This window comes from Blastococcus mobilis (assembly GCF_900188025.1).
GTDB classification, from domain to species: Bacteria; Actinomycetota; Actinomycetes; order Mycobacteriales; family Geodermatophilaceae; genus Blastococcus_B; species Blastococcus_B mobilis.
The window spans coordinates 96,057-113,465 of record NZ_FZNO01000011.1; the positions used below are offsets into that span (position 1 = coordinate 96,057).

Annotated in this window: 16 protein-coding genes; 15 read left to right on the forward strand and 1 reads right to left on the reverse strand. The window is 71.0% G+C overall.

Features of this window, described 5'->3' with window-relative positions:
• Positions 1–401: 401 nt before the first annotated feature.
• The 10 genes from CHB94_RS11725 (at position 402) to CHB94_RS11770 (ending at position 10,669) form a co-directional block, all read left to right on the forward strand.
• A complete protein-coding gene (locus tag CHB94_RS11725) occupies positions 402–1,577 on the forward strand; it encodes an ABC transporter substrate-binding protein (RefSeq protein WP_089336751.1) in 1,176 nt (391 codons plus the stop codon).
• Positions 1,574–2,530, forward strand: coding sequence for a branched-chain amino acid ABC transporter permease (locus CHB94_RS11730; RefSeq protein WP_254920586.1), 957 nt, complete (start codon positions 1,574–1,576; stop codon positions 2,528–2,530). The genes CHB94_RS11725 and CHB94_RS11730 overlap by 4 nt, the downstream gene beginning before the upstream one ends.
• Positions 2,530–4,371 (forward strand): branched-chain amino acid ABC transporter ATP-binding protein/permease, encoded by a 1,842-nt coding sequence (locus CHB94_RS11735; RefSeq protein ID WP_089336753.1) that lies wholly within the window; start codon positions 2,530–2,532, stop codon positions 4,369–4,371. Before CHB94_RS11730 ends, CHB94_RS11735 begins: the two co-directional genes overlap by 1 nt.
• Complete coding sequence (locus tag CHB94_RS11740; protein ID WP_089336754.1) at positions 4,368–5,117, forward strand: ABC transporter ATP-binding protein; 750 nt, start codon at positions 4,368–4,370, stop codon at positions 5,115–5,117. Before CHB94_RS11735 ends, CHB94_RS11740 begins: the two co-directional genes overlap by 4 nt.
• Before the next feature lie 106 nt (positions 5,118–5,223).
• Positions 5,224–5,973, forward strand: a complete 750-nt coding sequence (locus CHB94_RS11745; protein WP_089336755.1) for an SDR family NAD(P)-dependent oxidoreductase — start codon at positions 5,224–5,226, stop codon at positions 5,971–5,973.
• Positions 5,974–6,051: 78 nt separating this feature from the next.
• Positions 6,052–7,098: a phosphotransferase family protein gene (locus CHB94_RS11750; protein WP_089336756.1), complete on the forward strand. Its 1,047-nt coding sequence runs from the start codon at positions 6,052–6,054 to the stop codon at positions 7,096–7,098.
• Between the two features lie 95 nt (positions 7,099–7,193).
• Positions 7,194–8,174 carry a TIGR03617 family F420-dependent LLM class oxidoreductase gene (locus CHB94_RS11755; RefSeq protein WP_089336757.1) on the forward strand — a complete coding sequence of 327 codons (981 nt, stop codon included), beginning with the start codon at positions 7,194–7,196 and terminating at the stop codon, positions 8,172–8,174.
• On the forward strand, positions 8,171–8,506 hold the full coding sequence (locus tag CHB94_RS25700; protein ID WP_217899275.1) for a MaoC/PaaZ C-terminal domain-containing protein: 336 nt from the start codon (positions 8,171–8,173) through the stop codon (positions 8,504–8,506). The genes CHB94_RS11755 and CHB94_RS25700 overlap by 4 nt, the downstream gene beginning before the upstream one ends.
• 270 nt (positions 8,507–8,776) lie before the next feature.
• Positions 8,777–9,808: an MBL fold metallo-hydrolase gene (locus CHB94_RS11765; RefSeq protein ID WP_089336758.1), complete on the forward strand. Its 1,032-nt coding sequence runs from the start codon at positions 8,777–8,779 to the stop codon at positions 9,806–9,808.
• Positions 9,809–9,880: 72 nt separating this feature from the next.
• Positions 9,881–10,669 (forward strand): SDR family NAD(P)-dependent oxidoreductase, encoded by a 789-nt coding sequence (locus CHB94_RS11770; RefSeq protein WP_089336759.1) that lies wholly within the window; start codon positions 9,881–9,883, stop codon positions 10,667–10,669.
• A 31-nt stretch (positions 10,670–10,700) separates the two neighbouring features.
• Here the strand turns inward: CHB94_RS11770 and CHB94_RS11775 are convergent, their stop codons facing one another.
• Positions 10,701–11,372 (reverse strand): TetR/AcrR family transcriptional regulator, encoded by a 672-nt coding sequence (locus CHB94_RS11775; protein ID WP_176445519.1) that lies wholly within the window; start codon positions 11,370–11,372, stop codon positions 10,701–10,703.
• Between the two features lie 99 nt (positions 11,373–11,471).
• On the opposite strand from CHB94_RS11775, the gene CHB94_RS11780 reads away from it, so the two are divergent.
• The 5 genes from CHB94_RS11780 (at position 11,472) to CHB94_RS11800 (ending at position 17,370) form a co-directional block, all read left to right on the forward strand.
• Positions 11,472–12,500, forward strand: coding sequence for an LLM class flavin-dependent oxidoreductase (locus CHB94_RS11780; RefSeq protein ID WP_089336761.1), 1,029 nt, complete (start codon positions 11,472–11,474; stop codon positions 12,498–12,500).
• Positions 12,501–12,617: 117 nt separating this feature from the next.
• On the forward strand, positions 12,618–13,433 hold the full coding sequence (locus tag CHB94_RS11785) for an ABC transporter ATP-binding protein (protein WP_217899276.1): 816 nt from the start codon (positions 12,618–12,620) through the stop codon (positions 13,431–13,433).
• Positions 13,430–15,430, forward strand: a complete 2,001-nt coding sequence (locus tag CHB94_RS11790; protein WP_089336763.1) for an AMP-dependent synthetase/ligase — start codon at positions 13,430–13,432, stop codon at positions 15,428–15,430. Before CHB94_RS11785 ends, CHB94_RS11790 begins: the two co-directional genes overlap by 4 nt.
• Entirely contained in the window at positions 15,427–16,311 is an 885-nt protein-coding gene (locus CHB94_RS11795; protein ID WP_089336764.1) for a branched-chain amino acid ABC transporter permease, read from the forward strand. The genes CHB94_RS11790 and CHB94_RS11795 overlap by 4 nt, the downstream gene beginning before the upstream one ends.
• Entirely contained in the window at positions 16,312–17,370 is a 1,059-nt protein-coding gene (locus CHB94_RS11800; protein WP_217899277.1) for a branched-chain amino acid ABC transporter permease, read from the forward strand.
• The last annotated feature ends 39 nt before the right edge of the window (positions 17,371–17,409 follow it).

Below are 17,409 nucleotides of genomic sequence, written 5' to 3' on the forward strand. Positions count from 1 at the left end.
GCAGCTTAGGGAGCGGGCACCGTTTCCGGCGCCTCGGGCGTCCCGACCGTTATGACCGTCAGCGGAGCGCGGAGCGGTCCCGCGCGCTGATCGGGGGAGGCGAACCGGTCGAGCATCCGGGAAGAGGGCGAGGAATCGCCACGATCAGGAGTCCGATCCTGAACGGCACGGTTGCCGAACCGGTGGCCGGGCGCCGGTGCGATCACGTTCTGGAAACGGTGGCCCCGTCCGGCGGCGAGGAGCCGAAGCCGTGTGCTTACTGTGACGCCTGCGACAGGCCGGCATCACCCGTCGGCCGCCAGCCATCCGCCGCCGGGCGGATGCCGGATCGTCGCCGGTCCCGGGCCCGTCGCGCGCCCGGTGGCCGAACACGGTCCGGGTGCCCTGACAACGGGAGAGACATGCGCACCAAGCTCACCACCGTCGCCGCGGCCACAGCGGCCACCGTCATCCTCGCCTCCTGTGGCTCCGGCGACGGAGACGGCGGAGGGGACGCCGCGGCCGAGCGGACCGGCGAGGGCACCGGCGACTCCTGCACCATCGAGGGTGCGGTGCCCATCGGGGCCGTCCTCAGCCTGACCGGCGCCGCAGCCAGCTACGGCGAGTCGCAGCAGCGCGGGCTGGAACTGGCGGCCGAACAGCTGGCCGAGAAGGGCGGCGTCACCTACGACCTCACGATCGAGGACGACCAGACCGACCCCCGTCAGGGCATCACGCTCTTCGACCAGTTCGTCTCCCAGGACGTCAGCCTGATCATCGGCCCGACGTTGTCCAACGCCGCGGTGCAGGCCGACCCGATCGCGCAGGAGGCGGGGGTCCCGGTCCTCGGCATCTCCAACACCGCCGCCGGTGTCACCGAGATCGGCGACTACATCTTCCGCAACTCGCTCACCGAGTCCGCGGTGATCCCGCAGACCATCGCCAAGGCCACCGAGGAGTACGGCCTGGAGAACGTCGTCGTCATGTACAGCAACGACGACGCGTTCACCGAGTCCGGCTACGAGGCCTTCGCCGACGCGCTCGAGGACGAGGGCGTCGAGGTGGCGGAGGAGATCAGGTTCTCCAAGTCCGACACCGACTTCCGCGCGCTCCTGACCCAGGCGCAGGAGAGCGATCCGGACGCGCTCGTCGTCTCGGCGCTGATCGAGGCCGCCATCCCGCTGGTCACGCAGGCCCGGGAGCTCGGCATCGACGTGCCCATCATCGGTGGCAACGGCTTCAATAACCCGCGGCTGATGGCCGACGCGGGCGACGCGGCCGAGGGCGTCGTCGTCGGCGCCGCCTGGAACTCCTCCTCGGACAACCCGGAGAACCAGGCGTTCCTGAAGGACTTCGAGGCCAAGTACGACGCCCGGCCCGACCAGTTCGCCGCGCAGGCGTACGCCGGTCTGATGCTCGTGGACCAGGCCGTGCGGGCGAACTGCTCGGCCGACCGTGAGGACATCAAGGCAGCGCTCGGCGAGCTCGAGGACATCCCGACCGTGCTCGGCGAGTTCTCCATCGACGAGAACCGCGACGCCGTCCACCCGGCCGTCGTGCAGGTCGTCCAGGACGGGGCGTTCGCCGTCCTGGAGTGACCCGGCGTCCGTGCCCGGCCGGGGAACCGGCCGGGCACGGCGCCTCGGCCTGCATCCACGACGAGTTAAGGACCGCTGTGCAGCAGCTGCTCAACGGCATCTTCATCGGTTCGATCTACGCGTTGTTCGCCATCGGGTTCACCCTGGTGTTCGGCATCCTGGACCGGCTGAACCTTGCCCATCCCGCCGTCTTCGCCGCCTCGGCGTTCGTGGGCATCGAGCTCGTCGAGCGGGGCGGGCTGTCGCTCTGGGCAGCACTTCCGATCGTGTTCGTGTTCGGCGCGGTGCTGGGTCTGCTCATCGAGCGGCTGGCGTTCCGCCCGCTGAAGGGCCGGGCCGACGCGCACTTCGCGGGGCTGATCTCGTCCATCGCCCTGGCCGGGATGGTCATCGCCCTGCTCCAGTGGCGGTACGGCCCCGACACCCGACGGTTCCCGGCCGGATCGTTCCCCGACACCCGGTACGAGGTGGCCGGCGCACAGGTGACCCTCGTGCAGGTGGTGATCCTGGGCGTGTCCCTCGCCCTGATGGTCGGCCTGACCTACATGGTCACGAGGAGCCGGCTGGGCCGCGGGATGCGGGCGGTGGCGGAGAACCCGACGGCGGCTCGCGTGCTCGGCGTGAACGTCGACCGGATCACCGCCGTCACCTTCGCCATCTCCTCGGCGCTGGGCGCGGTCGCCGGCGTCCTGTTCGCCATCAACGTCAACACCGCCCAACTGGGCATGGGCTCGGCGATCGAGCTCAAGGGGCTGGCCGTGATCATCGTCGGTGGCATGGGATCCCTGCCCGGCGCGCTCATCGGGGGCCTGGTGCTCGGGCTGGCCGAGGTCTTCGCGGTGCAGTACATCGGCTCGTCCTGGCGTGACGTGATCGCCTTCGGCCTGCTGTTCGTCATCCTGCTGCTGCGGCCCCAGGGCCTGCTGGGCGCCCGGAAGGTGCGGGAGGTCTGATGCTCCTCGAGTACGCGACCCCGCTGACCTTCATCGCCCTCGGGGCGATCTTCGCCTACTCCTTCTACGCCGTGCTGATCGCCGGCCAGCTCAGCCTCGGCCAGGCGGGCTTCGCCTCCGTGGCGGCGTTCTCCGCGGCAGCCCTCGCCCCCAGCGGCAACGACGTCGGGGAGGTGCCCGCCCTGCTGATCGCGGTCGCGATCGGCATGACGCTCGGGGCCCTGGCCGCCGTCGTGCTGGGTCTGCCGACGATGCACCTGCGCGGGGTCTTCCTCGCCATCGCGACCCTCGGGTTCGCCGAAGCCGTGCGTGTCGTGCTGCTCAACTCCGAGTGGACCGGCGGCGCCCAGGGGCTGGCGGTTCCCCGGATCCTCACCGTCGGCATGGCGTGGATCGCGCTCGCCGTCGTCGCGTACTGGTTCTGGCGGATGGGCCGCTCCCGCTACGGCCGGGCGCTCGAGGCCATCCGCGAGGACGAGCTCGCCGCCCGGTCCATGGGCATAGACGTGGGGCGCCACCGCCTCGCCGCGTTCGTCACCGCCGGTGCGGTCGCCGGCCTGTACGGGGTGCTGTTCGCCTACTACGTGCGCCTCATCGCACCGGGCGACTTCGACTTCGCCGCCGCCGTCGAGGGCCTGGTCACCGCTGTGGTCGGCGGTTCCACCATGTTCCTGGGCCCGCTGCTGGGCAGTGGCTTCCAGACGATGATCCCGGAACTCCAGCGGGCCGTCGGGGTCGAGGCCGGCTGGATCCGCCCCTTCCTGGCCAGCCTGCTCCTGCTCGTGGTGATCCTCTTCCTCCCCGGAGGACTGGCCAGCCTCCTCCCGCGGCGCACCCGCCTGCCGGCGGCGAGCGGCGACGGGAACGGCGCCGGGGACGGCAACCGGCCGTCGCACCTCGCCGCCCGCCGCCACCCCGCCGCCGGCGAGACCGTGGTCACCCTCGTGGGACTCGGCAAGGAGTACGGCGGGGTCCACGCCGTCCGGGACGTCGACCTGGAGGTCCGCAGCGGCGAGGTCGTCGGCCTGATCGGGCCCAACGGTGCCGGCAAGACCACGCTGGTCAACATGATCAGTGGGCTGGTGCCGCCGAGCTCCGGCCGCGCCACCGTGCTGGGCGTGCCGGTCGGTCGCACCCCGGTCCACAAGGTCGCGGCGGCCGGAGTGAGCCGCACCTTCCAGCACTCCAAGCTGTTCAACCGGCTGTCGGCGCTGGAGAACGTCCTGGTCGGGGCCCACCTGGTCAGCCGCCCGACCTTCCTGCGCCGGCTGCTGTGGCTGCCCTCGGCCCGCCGGGACGAGCAGGCCGCGCTGGAGCAGGCAGCCCGGTGCCTGCACCGGGTGGGGCTGGCCGATGCGGCCGGCACGCGGGCGTCGGCCCTGTCCTACGGCGACCAGCGGCGGCTGGAGATCGCCCGGGCGCTCGCATCGGAACCGTCCCTGCTCATCCTCGACGAGCCGGCCGCAGGCATGAACCACGTCGAGGCCTCGACCCTGTCGGCACTGATCAGGTCGCTGGCCGCGGACGGGCTGACGATCCTGTTCATCGAGCACAACGTCGGCATGGTGCTGGAGACCTGCACCCGGGTGGTCGTCCTCAACTTCGGTGAGGTGATCGCCAGCGGCACGCCGCAGGACATCGCCTCGGATCCCGCCGTCATCGAGGCCTACCTGGGCACCGAGGACGACGAGCCGGTCACCGGTTCGGTCGCCGAGGGAACCCTCGCCGACCCGACCGGGGGCAGCGCGGAGGTCATGGCGGCGGACTCCGTCGCCAACGTGCGCCCGGGCGCGGCCGACACGCTAGAGCCGCCGGACACGACCCCGAGGAATGCGTCATGAGCGACCCTATCCTCACCGTGACCGACCTGCGGGTCAGCTACGGGCGCGTCGAGGCCGTCCGCGGGGTCTCCTTCTCGGCCGAGCCGGGCTCACTGGTCACGCTGGTGGGCGCCAACGGCGCCGGGAAGTCCTCGGTCATCAACGCCGTATCGGGGATGCTGCGGCCGGCCGGCGGGCGGATCACCTTCGAGGGCTGCGACATCACCCGGACCCCGGCGCACAAGCTGGTGGCCCAGGGGCTGGTCCAGGTGCCGGAGGGCCGGCAGATCCTGGCCACCCTCACCATCGAGGACAACCTCCGGATGGGCGCGTGGCACACCGGCGGCACGGCGCAGCAGTCCATGGACGCGATGTACGAGCGCTTCCCGGTGCTGGCCCAGCGGCGCGCCCTGCCCGCCGGTGCGCTCTCCGGCGGTGAGCAGCAGATGCTCGCCATCGCCCGAGCCCTGGTGGCCAAGCCGACCGTGATGCTGATGGACGAGCCGTCGATGGGCCTGGCGCCCAAGATCGTCGACGAGGTGTTCCGGGTGATCGGGGAGATCCGGGCGTCCGGCACGACTGTGGTGCTCGTCGAGCAGAACGCCCGGCGGGCGCTGCGGGCGGCCGACCACGGGTACGTGCTGCAGAACGGGGCGGTCGTGCACTCCGGGCCGGCGGTCGGGCTGCTCGCCGACGAACGGATCGTCCAGGCCTACCTGGGCGTCGAGACGGGGCGGGCCGGCGAGGACGGCCGCGCCGGGCCCTAGCTAGCTAGGGGCTGCGGAAGCCGGCTCGGCCAGGCACCTCCGCAGCGGTTGACGTCGGTGTCATTTTCTCGGCAGTATCGCTCCCTTGTGACGAGGAAGGCATCTGATGGGCGGGTTGGCAGGCTTCACGGGCAAGGTCGCGCTCGTCACCGGCGGCAGCCGAGGTCTCGGTCGCGAGATCGCGCTGGCGTTGGCCGCAGCCGGGGCAGACGTGATCGTCGCCAGCCGGAACATGGACGCCTGCCGTGTCGTCGCCGACGAGGTGAAAACACTGGGCGGCTCCGCCCTCCCGTACGCATGCCACGTCGGGAGGTGGAATGACCTCGACGGTCTGGTGGAGGCCTCGTACGACCGTTTCGGCCGGGTCGACGTGCTAGTGAACAACGCCGGGAAGTCGCCGCCCTATCCATCGCTCACGGGAGTCACCGAGGCGATGTATGACAGCGTCGTCGGCCTCAACCTGAAGGGTCCCTTCCGGCTCTCGGTGCTGGTCGGCACCCGCATGTTCGAGGGCGCCGGCGGCACGATCGTGAACATCTCCAGCGTCGCGTCGCTCCGCCCCCGACCCGATGTCGTGCCGTACGCCGCGGCGAAGGCGGGGCTCAACGCGACGACGATCGCGCTGGCCCACGCCTTCGCCCCCAAGGTCCGGGTCAACGCGATCGTCCCCGGCGGCTTCCGCACCGACATCAGCAAGCACTGGACGCCGGAGTTCGCCGCTGACCTGGCCGGGCAGGCGGCGCTGGGACGGCTGGGCGAGCCGAGGGAGATCGTCGGCGCGGCGCTGTTCCTGGCGGGGGAGGCGTCCAGTTTCACCACCGGCGCGCTGCTCACCGTGGACGGCGGGACGGCGTGAGCCGGGCACGCCGGTCGCTCCCCCCGGCCGGCCGTCCCCGGCACCGGGCGGTCCGGGCGCCGGAGACGGAGGCCGCCGATGCCCGGGCCGCCTAGCACCCTGGACGCACGGGCGATCCAGCCTCTCCTCCAACGGTGGGCACGGGCCGTCGTCCGGCCGGACGCCCGCGTCGAGGCGGTCCGCCCGATGCCCGGCAACTCGGGCCTCAGCTTCGGGTTCACCGCGGTGGGGGACGCGGGCGGGGAGGAGTCCTTCGTCGTCCGGCTGGCGCCTCCCGGGGTGCGCCGTCGGGGCAACACGGACGTCCTCCGTCAGGTGCCGCTCCTCCGAGCCCTCCACGAGCACGCGGTGCCCATCGCCCCGGTGCGGTGGTGGACCGACGACCCGGAGTGGTTCGGGACGGATGCGCTCGTCCAGGAGTACGTCCCGGCGCTGCCGCTGCACATGACGGACGCCTCCCTCGGTGTCCGCGTGCCCGAGGCCGAGGTGCCCGTCCTGCTCGACCGCGCGGTGGACACGCTCGTCGCGATCCACCGGGTCCCGGTCGAGTCGCTGTCCGGCTGGGAGGCGCCCCGGTCCATCGACACGGAGCTCGCCTTCTGGGACGACGTGCTGCGGTCCGCCGACGACGCCGACTGGCTCGCGGCAGGCCGGGACCTGCGGGCGCACCTGGCCGACGCCGCACCGGCCGGCCCGCGGACGGGCCTGTTCCACGGGGACTACCAGACCAACAACGTCCTCTTCGACGAGCGCGCGCAGGTGGCCGCGGTGGTCGACTGGGAGATCGCGGGCCTCGGACCCCAGTGGCTCGACCTCGGGTGGCTGATGATGATGTGCGACCCGGCGTGCTGGCACCCGAGCTACCGGGGACGGATGCGCGTCGTGGCGCGGCCGCGGGACCTGCTGCGCCGGTACGAGGCCACGTCCGGCGCTCGGGTGGACCAGCCCCGCTGGTACCAGGCGCTCGCGTGCTACCGCTTCGGCGCGATCGCCGCCTTCAACTACCGCCTGCACCGGACGGGCCGGCGGGTCGACGAGTTGTACGCCGCCATGGCGCCCTCGGTCGGCGCCCTGTTCGAGCGGGGCGTGCACCTGCTGCGCGAGCCCGACGGCCAGGTGGACTGACCGGTGAGCCGCCGGTCGGACGTCCCCCGTCGACGGGGGCCAATCCTTCGGATCCGGAGCCCGCGGGCCCCGGTCCCTCACGCCTCGGAGGGCAGATGAAGGTCGACCTCAATCTCGTCACGGCGACGCTGGCCGAGATGCCGGAGCGCGTCGAGCAGGCGCGGTCGGCCGGCTACGACGGGCTCTTCGTCGCCGAGACGCGCCAGGATCCGTTCCCCGCCCTGGCCGTCGCGGGCAGCCGGGCGGACGACATCGATCTGGGCAGCTCGATCGCGCTCGCGTTCACGCGCAGCCCGATGACGACGGCGGTCACCGCGTGGGAGCTCCAGCGCGCCAACGGACGGTTCATCCTGGGATTGGGCAGTCAGGTCCGCAAGCACGTCGAGCGCCGCTTCTCGTGCGCCTACGACCCCCCGCTGCCTCGGCTCCGCGAGTACGTCGCCGCGGTGCGCCACATCTGGGAGGCCTTCCAGGGCGCGCACCCGCTGGACTTCCACGGCGAGTTCTACGAGCTGGACTTCCTGCCCGAGGCCGTCAACCCGGGGCCGATCGAGCACCCGCAGCCCAAGATCTACCTGGCCTCCCTCGGGCCGGGCATGTACCGGACGGCGGGGGCCGTGGCCGACGGCGCGTTCGTGCATCCCCTGCACACGGTGAACTACCTCAAGGACGTGGCCGAACCCGCGGTCGCCGAGGGGCTGGCGACGCAGGGCAGGGAGCGGGACGACTTCGCGCTGTCGGTCACCGTCTTCACGGTGGTGGGGTCCGGCGAACCGGCTGATCGCATGCGTGAGACGGTGCGCGGCCAACTGGCCTTCTACAGCTCGACACCCACGTACCGGCGCGTGCTGGAGCACGCGGGTTGGGAGAGGGTCGGGGAGCGGCTCCAGGGCCTGGTCAAGGCCGGTCGGCATGCCGAGATGCCGGCCGAGGTGCCCGACGACATGCTGGACGACTTCTGCATCGTCGCCGGGACGTGGCCGGAGGCGGCAGAGATCGCCCGCGCCCGGTACGCGGGTGTCGCGGATCGCATCTCGTTCTACAACCCTCCGGCGCCGGGGAAGGCCCTCACGTGAGCGGCGATCGGACTGCGGCCCCGGCCGGCCGCCCGCGGGACCTCTACGGGGAGGACCTCGAGGTGGGGGTCGATCTCCCGACGGGTGCGTACATCATGACCGCGGAGGAGATCGTCGAGTTCGCCAGCGCATGGGACCCGCAGTTCTTCCACGTCGACGCGGACGCCGCGGCAGACGGCTACTTCGGCGAGCTCATCGCGAGCGGGGTCCACACGCTGGCCGTCTTCCAGCGGCTCGCCGTCGATGCGCACTTCGCGCGCTGGAACATCATCGCGGGCCGGCGCATCCACGACCTGCGCTTTCTCGTGCCCTCCGCGCCGGAGACCGGCTGACCGGCCGTCTCGTCGTCGACTCCATCGAGCGGGACGGCCGCGGACGGGCCGCCCTGCAGATCCGCGGCGAGCTGACCAACCAGCACGGTCAGGCGGTGATGGGGCTGACCATGGACTCGCTCATCCTCACGAGGCCCGGGACGTCCTAGCCGGAGCCGGGCCACCGCCTCCGCCGAACGCGGCCCGCCGGGCTCTCGCGCACCCCAGGCAAAAACTGATACACATGTCAGCATGACTCCGGTGGTGGCCTCGGGCCTCGGTGCGTGACCCGTGACGGGACGCACCGGCAGGGACGGATGGGCGGACGAGGGCGTCTTCGAGGTGGCCTCCGGGGTGCACCGGATCCCGCTTCCGCTGCCCAGTGACGGACTGCGCGCGGTCAACGTCTACGTCGTCGCGGGGGACGACGGGCCCGTGCTGATCGACTCGGGCTGGGCGATCGCCGCCGCCCGCGAGCAACTCGGGAACGGCCTGCGCGAGCTCGGCTACGAGCTGCCGGACGTCCGCCGGTTCCTGGTCACCCACGCCCACCGCGACCACTACGAGCAGGCGGTGCACCTCCGCCGGGAGTTCGGCGCGTCGGTCAGCCTGGGTGCCGGTGAGCAGCCGTCGCTGGAGCTGCTCCAGCGCGCGGACGGCCACCCCTTCGACCCGCAGCTGCGGCTGCTCACCGCCCTGGGCGCCGCATCGCTCGCCGAGACCATCGCCGCCCAGGTGGTCGACGTGGGGGCCGACCCCGAGGACTGGCAGTCGCCGGACACCTGGCTCCAGGACGGCGACATCGCGATCGCAGGGGACCGCGCGCTGACGGTCGTCCCGACGCCCGGCCACACCACGGGTCACGTCGTCTTCCACGACCGGGCGGACGCGCTGCTGTTCACCGGTGACCACGTCCTCCCCACCATCACCCCGTCGGTGGGCTTCGAACCGGTGCTGTCCCCGACCGCGCTGAGCGACTTCCTGGGGTCCCTGGCCCGGGTCCGTCAGTTGCCGGACGCCCTCCTGCTCCCGGCGCACGGGCCGGTGTCGCCGAGCGTCCACGCGCGGGTCGACGAGCTGCTCGAGCACCACGACGTCCGGCTGGCGCAGACGCTCGGGTACGTCGGGGCCGGTGCCGACACCGGCCTCGACGTCGCGAGCTCCCTCCGGTGGACCCGTCACGAGCGCCGGCTGGACGAGCTGAACCCGTTCAACCAGCTGCTCGCCCTGGCGGAGACCGCTGCCCACCTCGACCTGCTCGTCGCACAGGGCCGCGTGACCTGCGCGATCGAGGACGGCGTCCGCCACTACCAGGCGGCGTGACGACTCCTCCTCGGTGGAGCACGGCCGCACCACACACGTCACCGCCCGGTGGCTTCTCGGAAGGGGCACCGCATGTCGGATCTGTTGGACCTCAAGGGGCGGGTGGCCATGGTCACCGGCGCCGGTCAAGGCGTCGGCAGGCAGGTCGCGCTCGACCTCGCCGCCCACAACGCCGGCGTCGTCGTCGTCAACGACTTCTTCCCTGATCGGGCGGCGGCCGTCGCCGAGGAGATCAGGGAGGCCGGGACCAAGGCCGTCCCGGTCGCGTTCGACGTGACCGACCACGACGCGGTGCAGGCGGGCATCGCCGCGGCGGCCGCGGAGGCCGGCTCCGTCGACATCCTGGTCAACAACGCCGGCAACGCCGGGCCCGAGCACTCGATCTCCGATGCCCGGCCGTTCTGGGAGACCGGACCCGAGGAATGGGCCCCGTGGATCGGCTCCAACTTCTTCGGTGTCCTCAACTGCGCCCGAGCGGTGGTCCCCGACATGGTGTCCCGGGGATACGGGCGGATCGTCACGGTCATCTCCGACGCGGGCCGCGTCGGCGAGCCGAATCTCGTCGTCTACTCCGGCGCAAAGGCCGGTGCGGCCGGCTTCACGCGGGGGCTGGCCAAGGCCGTCGGGCGGCACGGGATCACGGCCAACGGCATCGCCCTCTCGGCGATGCGCACCCCAGCCAGCGAGCCGCTGCTCGGCGACCCGGAGATGGTGCGCAAGATGCTGCGCAACTACGTGGTCAAACGGCTCGGCGAGCCCTCGGACGCCTCCGCGATGGCGCTGTTCCTCGCCTCCGACGCGGCGTCGTGGATCACCGGTCAGACGTACCCGGTCAACGGTGGGTACGCCTTCGCGCAGTGAGGGTCCCGGTCCTTCCTGTCGCCCGGGGGCGCTAGTCCGCCAGGGCTCCGGCAGGACCGGCCGGGACCCCGTTGGACAGGTACCCCACCGCGCGGCCCCACACGGTCACGATGTTGTCGACCATGACGTCCTGCGGCCACGTGCGGCCCCTCAGGAACCGTGCGGTGCAGGCCTCGTCCACCATGCCGGCGAGGAGCTCGGCCACGATCTCCGGCTCCATGCCGTCCATCCGGGCGTGGGCCCCCGAGCTCTCGATCCCGCGCTGGATCTTGTGGACGAACTGCCGTCGGTAGTCGTCACGGAGCCGGGTGAAGCGCGGATTGGACGCCGACATCTGATCGAGCAGCAGCCACAGGTCCACGTTCTCGGCGAAGCCGGACACGTACCGGGCGACGGTGGCGTGGACGCTCTCGAGGGGGGTATCGCGCCGCCAGACGCTGCGCGACTGCTCCTTGAGATCGGCCCACATGTTCTCGAGCAGGGTCGAGTAGATGTCTTCCTTGTTGTCGAAGTAGAGGTAGAACGTGCCGTGCGCGCGGCCCGCGGCGCGAGCGATCTGGGCGACGGTCGCGCGCGCGTAGCCGTGCTCGCTGAGGACCGCCCGCGCGGCCGCCAGCAGCGCCCGCCTGGTCGCCTCCGTGCGTCGCTGCTGGCCCGTCGGCGGTGGCCGCTCCGTCAGGCTCGCGCCTGGCCGAGATGTCATCGCGTTCCCAATCCTCGTGAAACCTGAGCTGTTTCGCTCGCGGTCACGTCCCATCCCGGCGGGGCCGCCCCCACCCACCAACGATGACAGAGGTTACTGATGTTGCAGAGTCCAGCGCGGGCCGGCATCACCCTCGGGGTGCAGAACGGCCTCCGGGTGGAGCACCTTCCCGAGGTCGCCAGGCAGGCGGAGGCCCTCGGGTACACCGAGCTCTGGAGCGAGGAGGCCGGGGGCGGCGATGCGGTGACGGGCCTCGCCGCGGCCGCGGTGACCACGCGCTCGGTGGGCCTCGGCACCGGGATCATCCCCGTGTTCGGGCGGGCGCCGGCGGTCGTCGCCATGGAGGCGGCGAGCCTCCAACTGCTCTCCGGCGGGCGGTTCCGGCTCGGTCTCGGTGCGTCCACGCCCACGATCGCCACCTCCTGGCGCGGTGAGGCCTACGAGCGTCCGCTCGAGCGGCTCGTCGAGTACGTGGACGTCGTCCGGCGGCTGTTGGCGGGCGAGAAGGTGACCCACCACGGGCAAGTCCACCTCGACGGGTACCGACTGCAGCTGCCCGCCCCGCTGCCCCCGGTGCCACCGGTGTACCTGGCGGCGCTGGGGGAGCGGGCGCTCACCCTCGCCGGCCGGCATGCCGACGGCGTGATCCTCGGGAACATGACGCCGCGGGGCGTGGCCCAGAGCGTGGAGACGGTGCGCAACGCGGCCGCCGACAGCGGTCGGACACCGGAGGCCGTCGACATCATCGGCCGGGTCACCGTGCTCGTCGAGGAGGATCTCGACCTCGCCCGCGCGACGGTGGGCCGCATCGCCGGGTTCTACCTCAGCACCGACGTCTACCGCCGGTCGCTCACCCGGCAGGGGTTCGGCGCCGAGGTGGACCGCTTCGCGGCGACGTGGGACGGCGGCGAGCGGGCCGCGGCGGTGGAGCAGCTGAGCGACGAGATCCTCAACGCCTTCGCCGTGTTCGGGGACGAGCAGACGGTCACGCGCGGGATCGCCCGGTTCCGGGAGGCGGGGCTGCAGGCGCCCATCCTCTACCCGATCGTCCAGGGCGCGACGCCCGCCGACGGGGACGGTGCCGTGGAACGGCTGGTCGCGGTAGCCTCCCGGCTCCGTGCCTCGTGACGTGGCGAGGGTTACGAGATGGCCTCGTTTCGAGCCGACGGACCCAAACTCTTGACACGCATGTCAGTTGTGCCAGAGCCTCCTGTGAGCCACCTCACCCGACAGGGGGATCGCTTCGTGCAGCCAGCCACCGCGAGCCAGCCGATCGCCGCCGACCGCCCACCGCCGCCCGCCCTGAGTGCCGAGGGGCTCTCGCTCTCCTTCGGCGGTGTGAAGGCCCTGCAGGACGTCACGATGGAGCTCCGGAAGAGCGAGCTGCTCGCCGTCATCGGGCCGAACGGAGCGGGGAAGACCTCCCTGCTGAACTGCCTCACCGGGTTCTACCGGCCTCAGCAGGGCCGGGTCGTCCTCGACGGCGCGAAGGTGATCTCCGGCCTGCCGACGCACAAGATCGCGCGGCTGGGCGTGAGCCGGACGTTCCAGGGGACGCACCTGTTCACCGGCATGACGGTCCTGGACAACATCATGATCGGCCGCTACGCCCACATGCGGACGAACCTGGCGCAGGCGTTCCTCTACGTGCCGTGGACGCGCCGCGAGGAGGTGCAGCACCGCGAGTTCGTCGAGGACATCATCGACTTCCTCGAGATCACCACGGTGCGCAAGCGGGTTGTCGGTGAGCTGGGCTACGGCCTGCGGAAGCGGGTGGACCTCGCCCGGGCACTCGCGATGGAGCCCTCGGTCCTCCTGATGGACGAGCCGATGGCCGGCATGAACCTCGAGGAGAAGGAAGACCTCGCCCGGTTCATCCTCGACGTCCGCGAGGCACGCGGCATCCCCATCGTCATCGTCGAGCACGACATGGCCGTGGTCATGGACATCGCCGACCGGATCGTCGTCCTCGACTTCGGCCGCAAGATCAGCGAGGGCACTCCTGCCGAGGTCAGCGGCGACCCGGTCGTCATCAAGGCCTACCTCGGGGAGGCGCATTGAACGCGCACGGCTCGACCGCGACGGCCACCGCCGCCGAGACCGGGACCGAGGCCGCGGTCCGCACCCTGCCGCAGATCCTGCTCGAGCAGGCGCGCCGCCGGCCGACGGAGGTCGCGCAGCGCGAGAAGGACTTCGGGCTGTGGCGTCCCTACACCTGGTCGGAGGTCGTGTCCCAGGTCCGGAATCTCGCCCTGGGCCTCCGGGAACTGGGGCTCCGGCGGGGCGAGACCGTCGGGATCATCGGCGAGAACGAGGTCGAGCACTTCTGGACCGAGTACGCGGTCCAGGCCCTCGGCGGCAAGGTCGTCTCGATGTACCCCGACCTCACGTCGGAGGAAGCCAAGTTCCTGCTCGAGGACTCCGAGGCCGTCGTCGTGGTCGCGGAGGACCAGGAGCAGGTGGACAAGATCCTCGAGATCCTCGACGAGCTGCCGGCGGTCCGCGCGGTCGTCTACTGGGACGACCGCGGCATGTGGGCCTACCGCGACGCGCGGCTGCGGACCCTCCAGCAGGTCCAGGCCGCGGGGGAGAAGGTGCACGAGGCGCAGCCCGAGCTCTTCGAGAGCATCGTCGGCGAGGGCGACCCCGGCGACGTCGCCGTCCTCAGCTACACGTCGGGCACCACCGGCCGCCCCAAGGGCGTCGTGACCACCCACCGGATGCTCCTGGACAACGCGTACCGGGTGCTCGACGCCATCCCGCTCAAGCCTGGGAGCGAGTACCTCAGCTACATCTCCCCGGCGTGGGCGACCGAGCAGATCTTCGGCGTCACGATGGGGCTGGTCGTTCCCTTCGTCCTCAACTTCCCCGAGGAGCCGGAGACCGTCCGGGAGAACATCCGCGAGCTGGCCGTTGACGCGCTCGTCTTCAGCCCTCGGCAGTGGGAGAGCCTCGCCGCCTCCGTGCAGGGGAAGATGGCCGAGGCCGGCCGGGTGCGCCGGGCGATCTACGGATGGGGTCTGAAGGCCGGGCACACCTACAAGGTCGCCCGCCTCGAAGGCCGGCAGCCGGGTGTGTTGGCGCGGCTGAACCACGCGCTCGCCCACCGGGTCGTGCTCCGTCCCGTCCTGGACCAGCTGGGCCTGATCAAGGCCCGCTTCGCCGTCTCCGGCGGCTCCTCCATGGCGCCGGACGTCTTCCGCTTCTTCCACGCCCTGGGCGTCCCCCTGCGCAACATCTACGGCACCAGCGAGATGGGGCTGTTCACCCTGCACCAGGGCGACACCTACAACGTGGAGACGGTCGGCCACTGGATGAAGACGCGGCCCGCCATCGGGCCGCCGCTGGAGTCGCGCATCAGCGAGGAGGGCGAGCTCCAGGTGCGCGGCGGCGCAGGCTTCTCCGGCTACTACAACCAGCCGGAGAAGAGCGCGGCGAAGTACACGCCGGACGGCTGGTTCCAGACCGGCGACGCGGTCACCGTCACCGACGACGGCGAACTGGTCTTCCTCGAGCGGCTGGAGGACATGCGCCGGCTGGCCACCGGCGTGCCGTTCCCGCCCCAGTTCATCGAGATCCGGCTCCGCTTCAGTCCCTACATCCGGGACGTGATGGTGCTCGGTGACGAGACCCGCGACTTCGTGGCGGCGCTGGTCAACATCGACGGCGAGATGATCGGCAACTGGGCCGAGGAGCGGGGGATCGGCTACACGACCTTCCAGGACCTCTCCCAGAAGCCCCAGGTCCGGGAGCTGATCCGCCGCGAGATCGACCGGATCAGCGAACTGCTGCCCGAGGGCAGTCGAGTACGGCGCTTCATCAACCTGCCCAAGGAACTCGACGCCGACGAGGGCGAGCTGACCCGCACCCGCAAGCTCCGCCGCGACTTCCTGGAGGTCCGCTACAAGGACCTCATCGAAGGCATCTACGACGGGAGCTCCACCGTCGACGTCGAGATCCCCATCACCTACCAAGACGGGCGCAAGGGCGTGCTCCGCGCGAAGACCGTCGCTACCGACGTCGACCAGCCCGTTCCGGGCGGAGAGGAGGTCCGGTGATCCAGCTCATCGAGTACGCGCTGAACGGGGCGCTGCTAGGCCTGTTGTACGCGCTCATCGCCATGGGCTTCGTGGTGATCTACCGAGCATCGAAGGTCTTCAACTTCGCCCAGGGCGAGCTGGTGGTGGTCGGCGCCTTCCTCGTCTGGTTCTTCACCCTCGACCTCGGCCTGCCGCTCTACGTGGGCCTGGCGCTGGCGCTCGCGGGCGCGGCGATCTTCGGGCTCGTCATCGAGCCCCTGCTGTTCCGGCGCCTGGTGGGGCAGTCCACCTTCGCGATGGTCATGGTGACGATCGGCCTGCTGATCCTGCTGCGCGGGCTGGTCCTCGTGATCTTCGGGCCGTCGGTCCGTCCCTTCCCGGCACTCATCTCCACGAGCCCGGTGAACATCGGGGACATCACGCTCAACCGGGGCCTGCTCTTCGGCGGGATCTTCACGATCGTGCTCGCGATCGGCGTCTCCCTGTACTTCTCGCGGACCCGGCCCGGACTGCGCATGACGGTGGTCGCGGAGGACCACCAGATCGCCCAGTCCATGGGCATCTCCGTCCGGCGGTCCATCGCCTACGCCTGGGCCATGGGCATGGTGCTCTCGACGTTGGCCGCCGTGTTCTACCTGAACGGCAAATCGGTCACCTTCCTGGTCTCCGAGATCGGTTTCGCGGCGCTCCCCGTGGCGCTGCTGGCCGGCCTGGAGTCGGTGGGTGGCCTTATCCCGGCCGGGATCATCGTCGGGGTGGCCCAGGGGCTCGCCGCCGGCTACATCGACCCGCTCATCGGCGGGAGTTTCTCGGCCGTCTTCCCGTACCTCGTCATGGTGACCATTCTTTTCCTCCGGCCGTCGGGTCTCTTCGGCTGGCGGATCGTCGAGAGGGTGTAGATGTCCATGCAGCCGGCGGGCGTCTTCGCCCAGAGCTACGTGCGGGACATGGCGATATTCCGCACCTGGAAGCAGGGACTCGCCCTGGGCATCTTCCTGCTGGCACTGCTCCTCGTCCCCGCAGTGCTCGGTGCCCGCTACGTCGCCATCGCCAACATCATGCTGATCACCGCGGTCGTGGTCCTCGGACTGCAGATCACGACCGGCTTCGCGGGGCAGGTGAACCTGGGTCAGGCGGCATTCATGGGAATGGGTGCCTACACGGCCGGGGCGTTGTCCTCCGGGCAGCAGTGGCCGTTCCTGGTCACGGTCCCGATCGCGGGCATCGTGGCGGCCCTGTTCGGCGCCATCTTCGGACTGGCGGCCGTCCGGATCCGCGGCTTCTACCTCGCGTTGACGACCATCGCCGCGCAGTTCATCTTCGTGTTCGCCGTCCTGAACCTGCCCACGTCCTGGACCGGCGGGGCGCAGGGCCTGCGCGTCGAGACGGCGTCGATCTTCGGCTTCGTGTTCAACACCGACAACCGCATGTACTACCTGATCCTCGCGATCACGGCGATCATGACGATCGGGGCCTACGGGATCGTGCGGAGCCGGCACGGGCGCGCCTTCGTCGCCGTCCGGGACGACGACCTGGCGGCCGGCTTCACCGGCGTGAACGTGGTGGGCACGAAGGCGACGGCGTTCTTCGTCGGAGCGTTCTACGCCGGCGTCGGTGGTGCGCTCTGGGCCTACTACATCCGGTTCGTCTCCGCCGACCAGTTCACCTTGTTCAACTCGGTCTACTACATGGGAATGGTCATCGTCGGCGGCCTGGGTTCCATCGCGGGCGCATTCGTGGGCGTGTTCCTGATCCGCGCCGCCCAGGAGATCCTCACCGCCGTCGGCCCCTCGATCGCCGACGTGTTCCCGGCGCTCGGCAGCAGCGTCGTCTTCGCCAGCGTGAACATCGTCCTGGGCGCGGCGATCGCACTGATGCTCATCCTCGAACCCCGCGGCGTGATGCACCGCTACAACGTCCTCAAACGCGCCTACCGATTGTGGCCCTATCCGCATTAGCCGGGCCCACCTGTCCGTCGCTCCTCCGATCCGCATCCT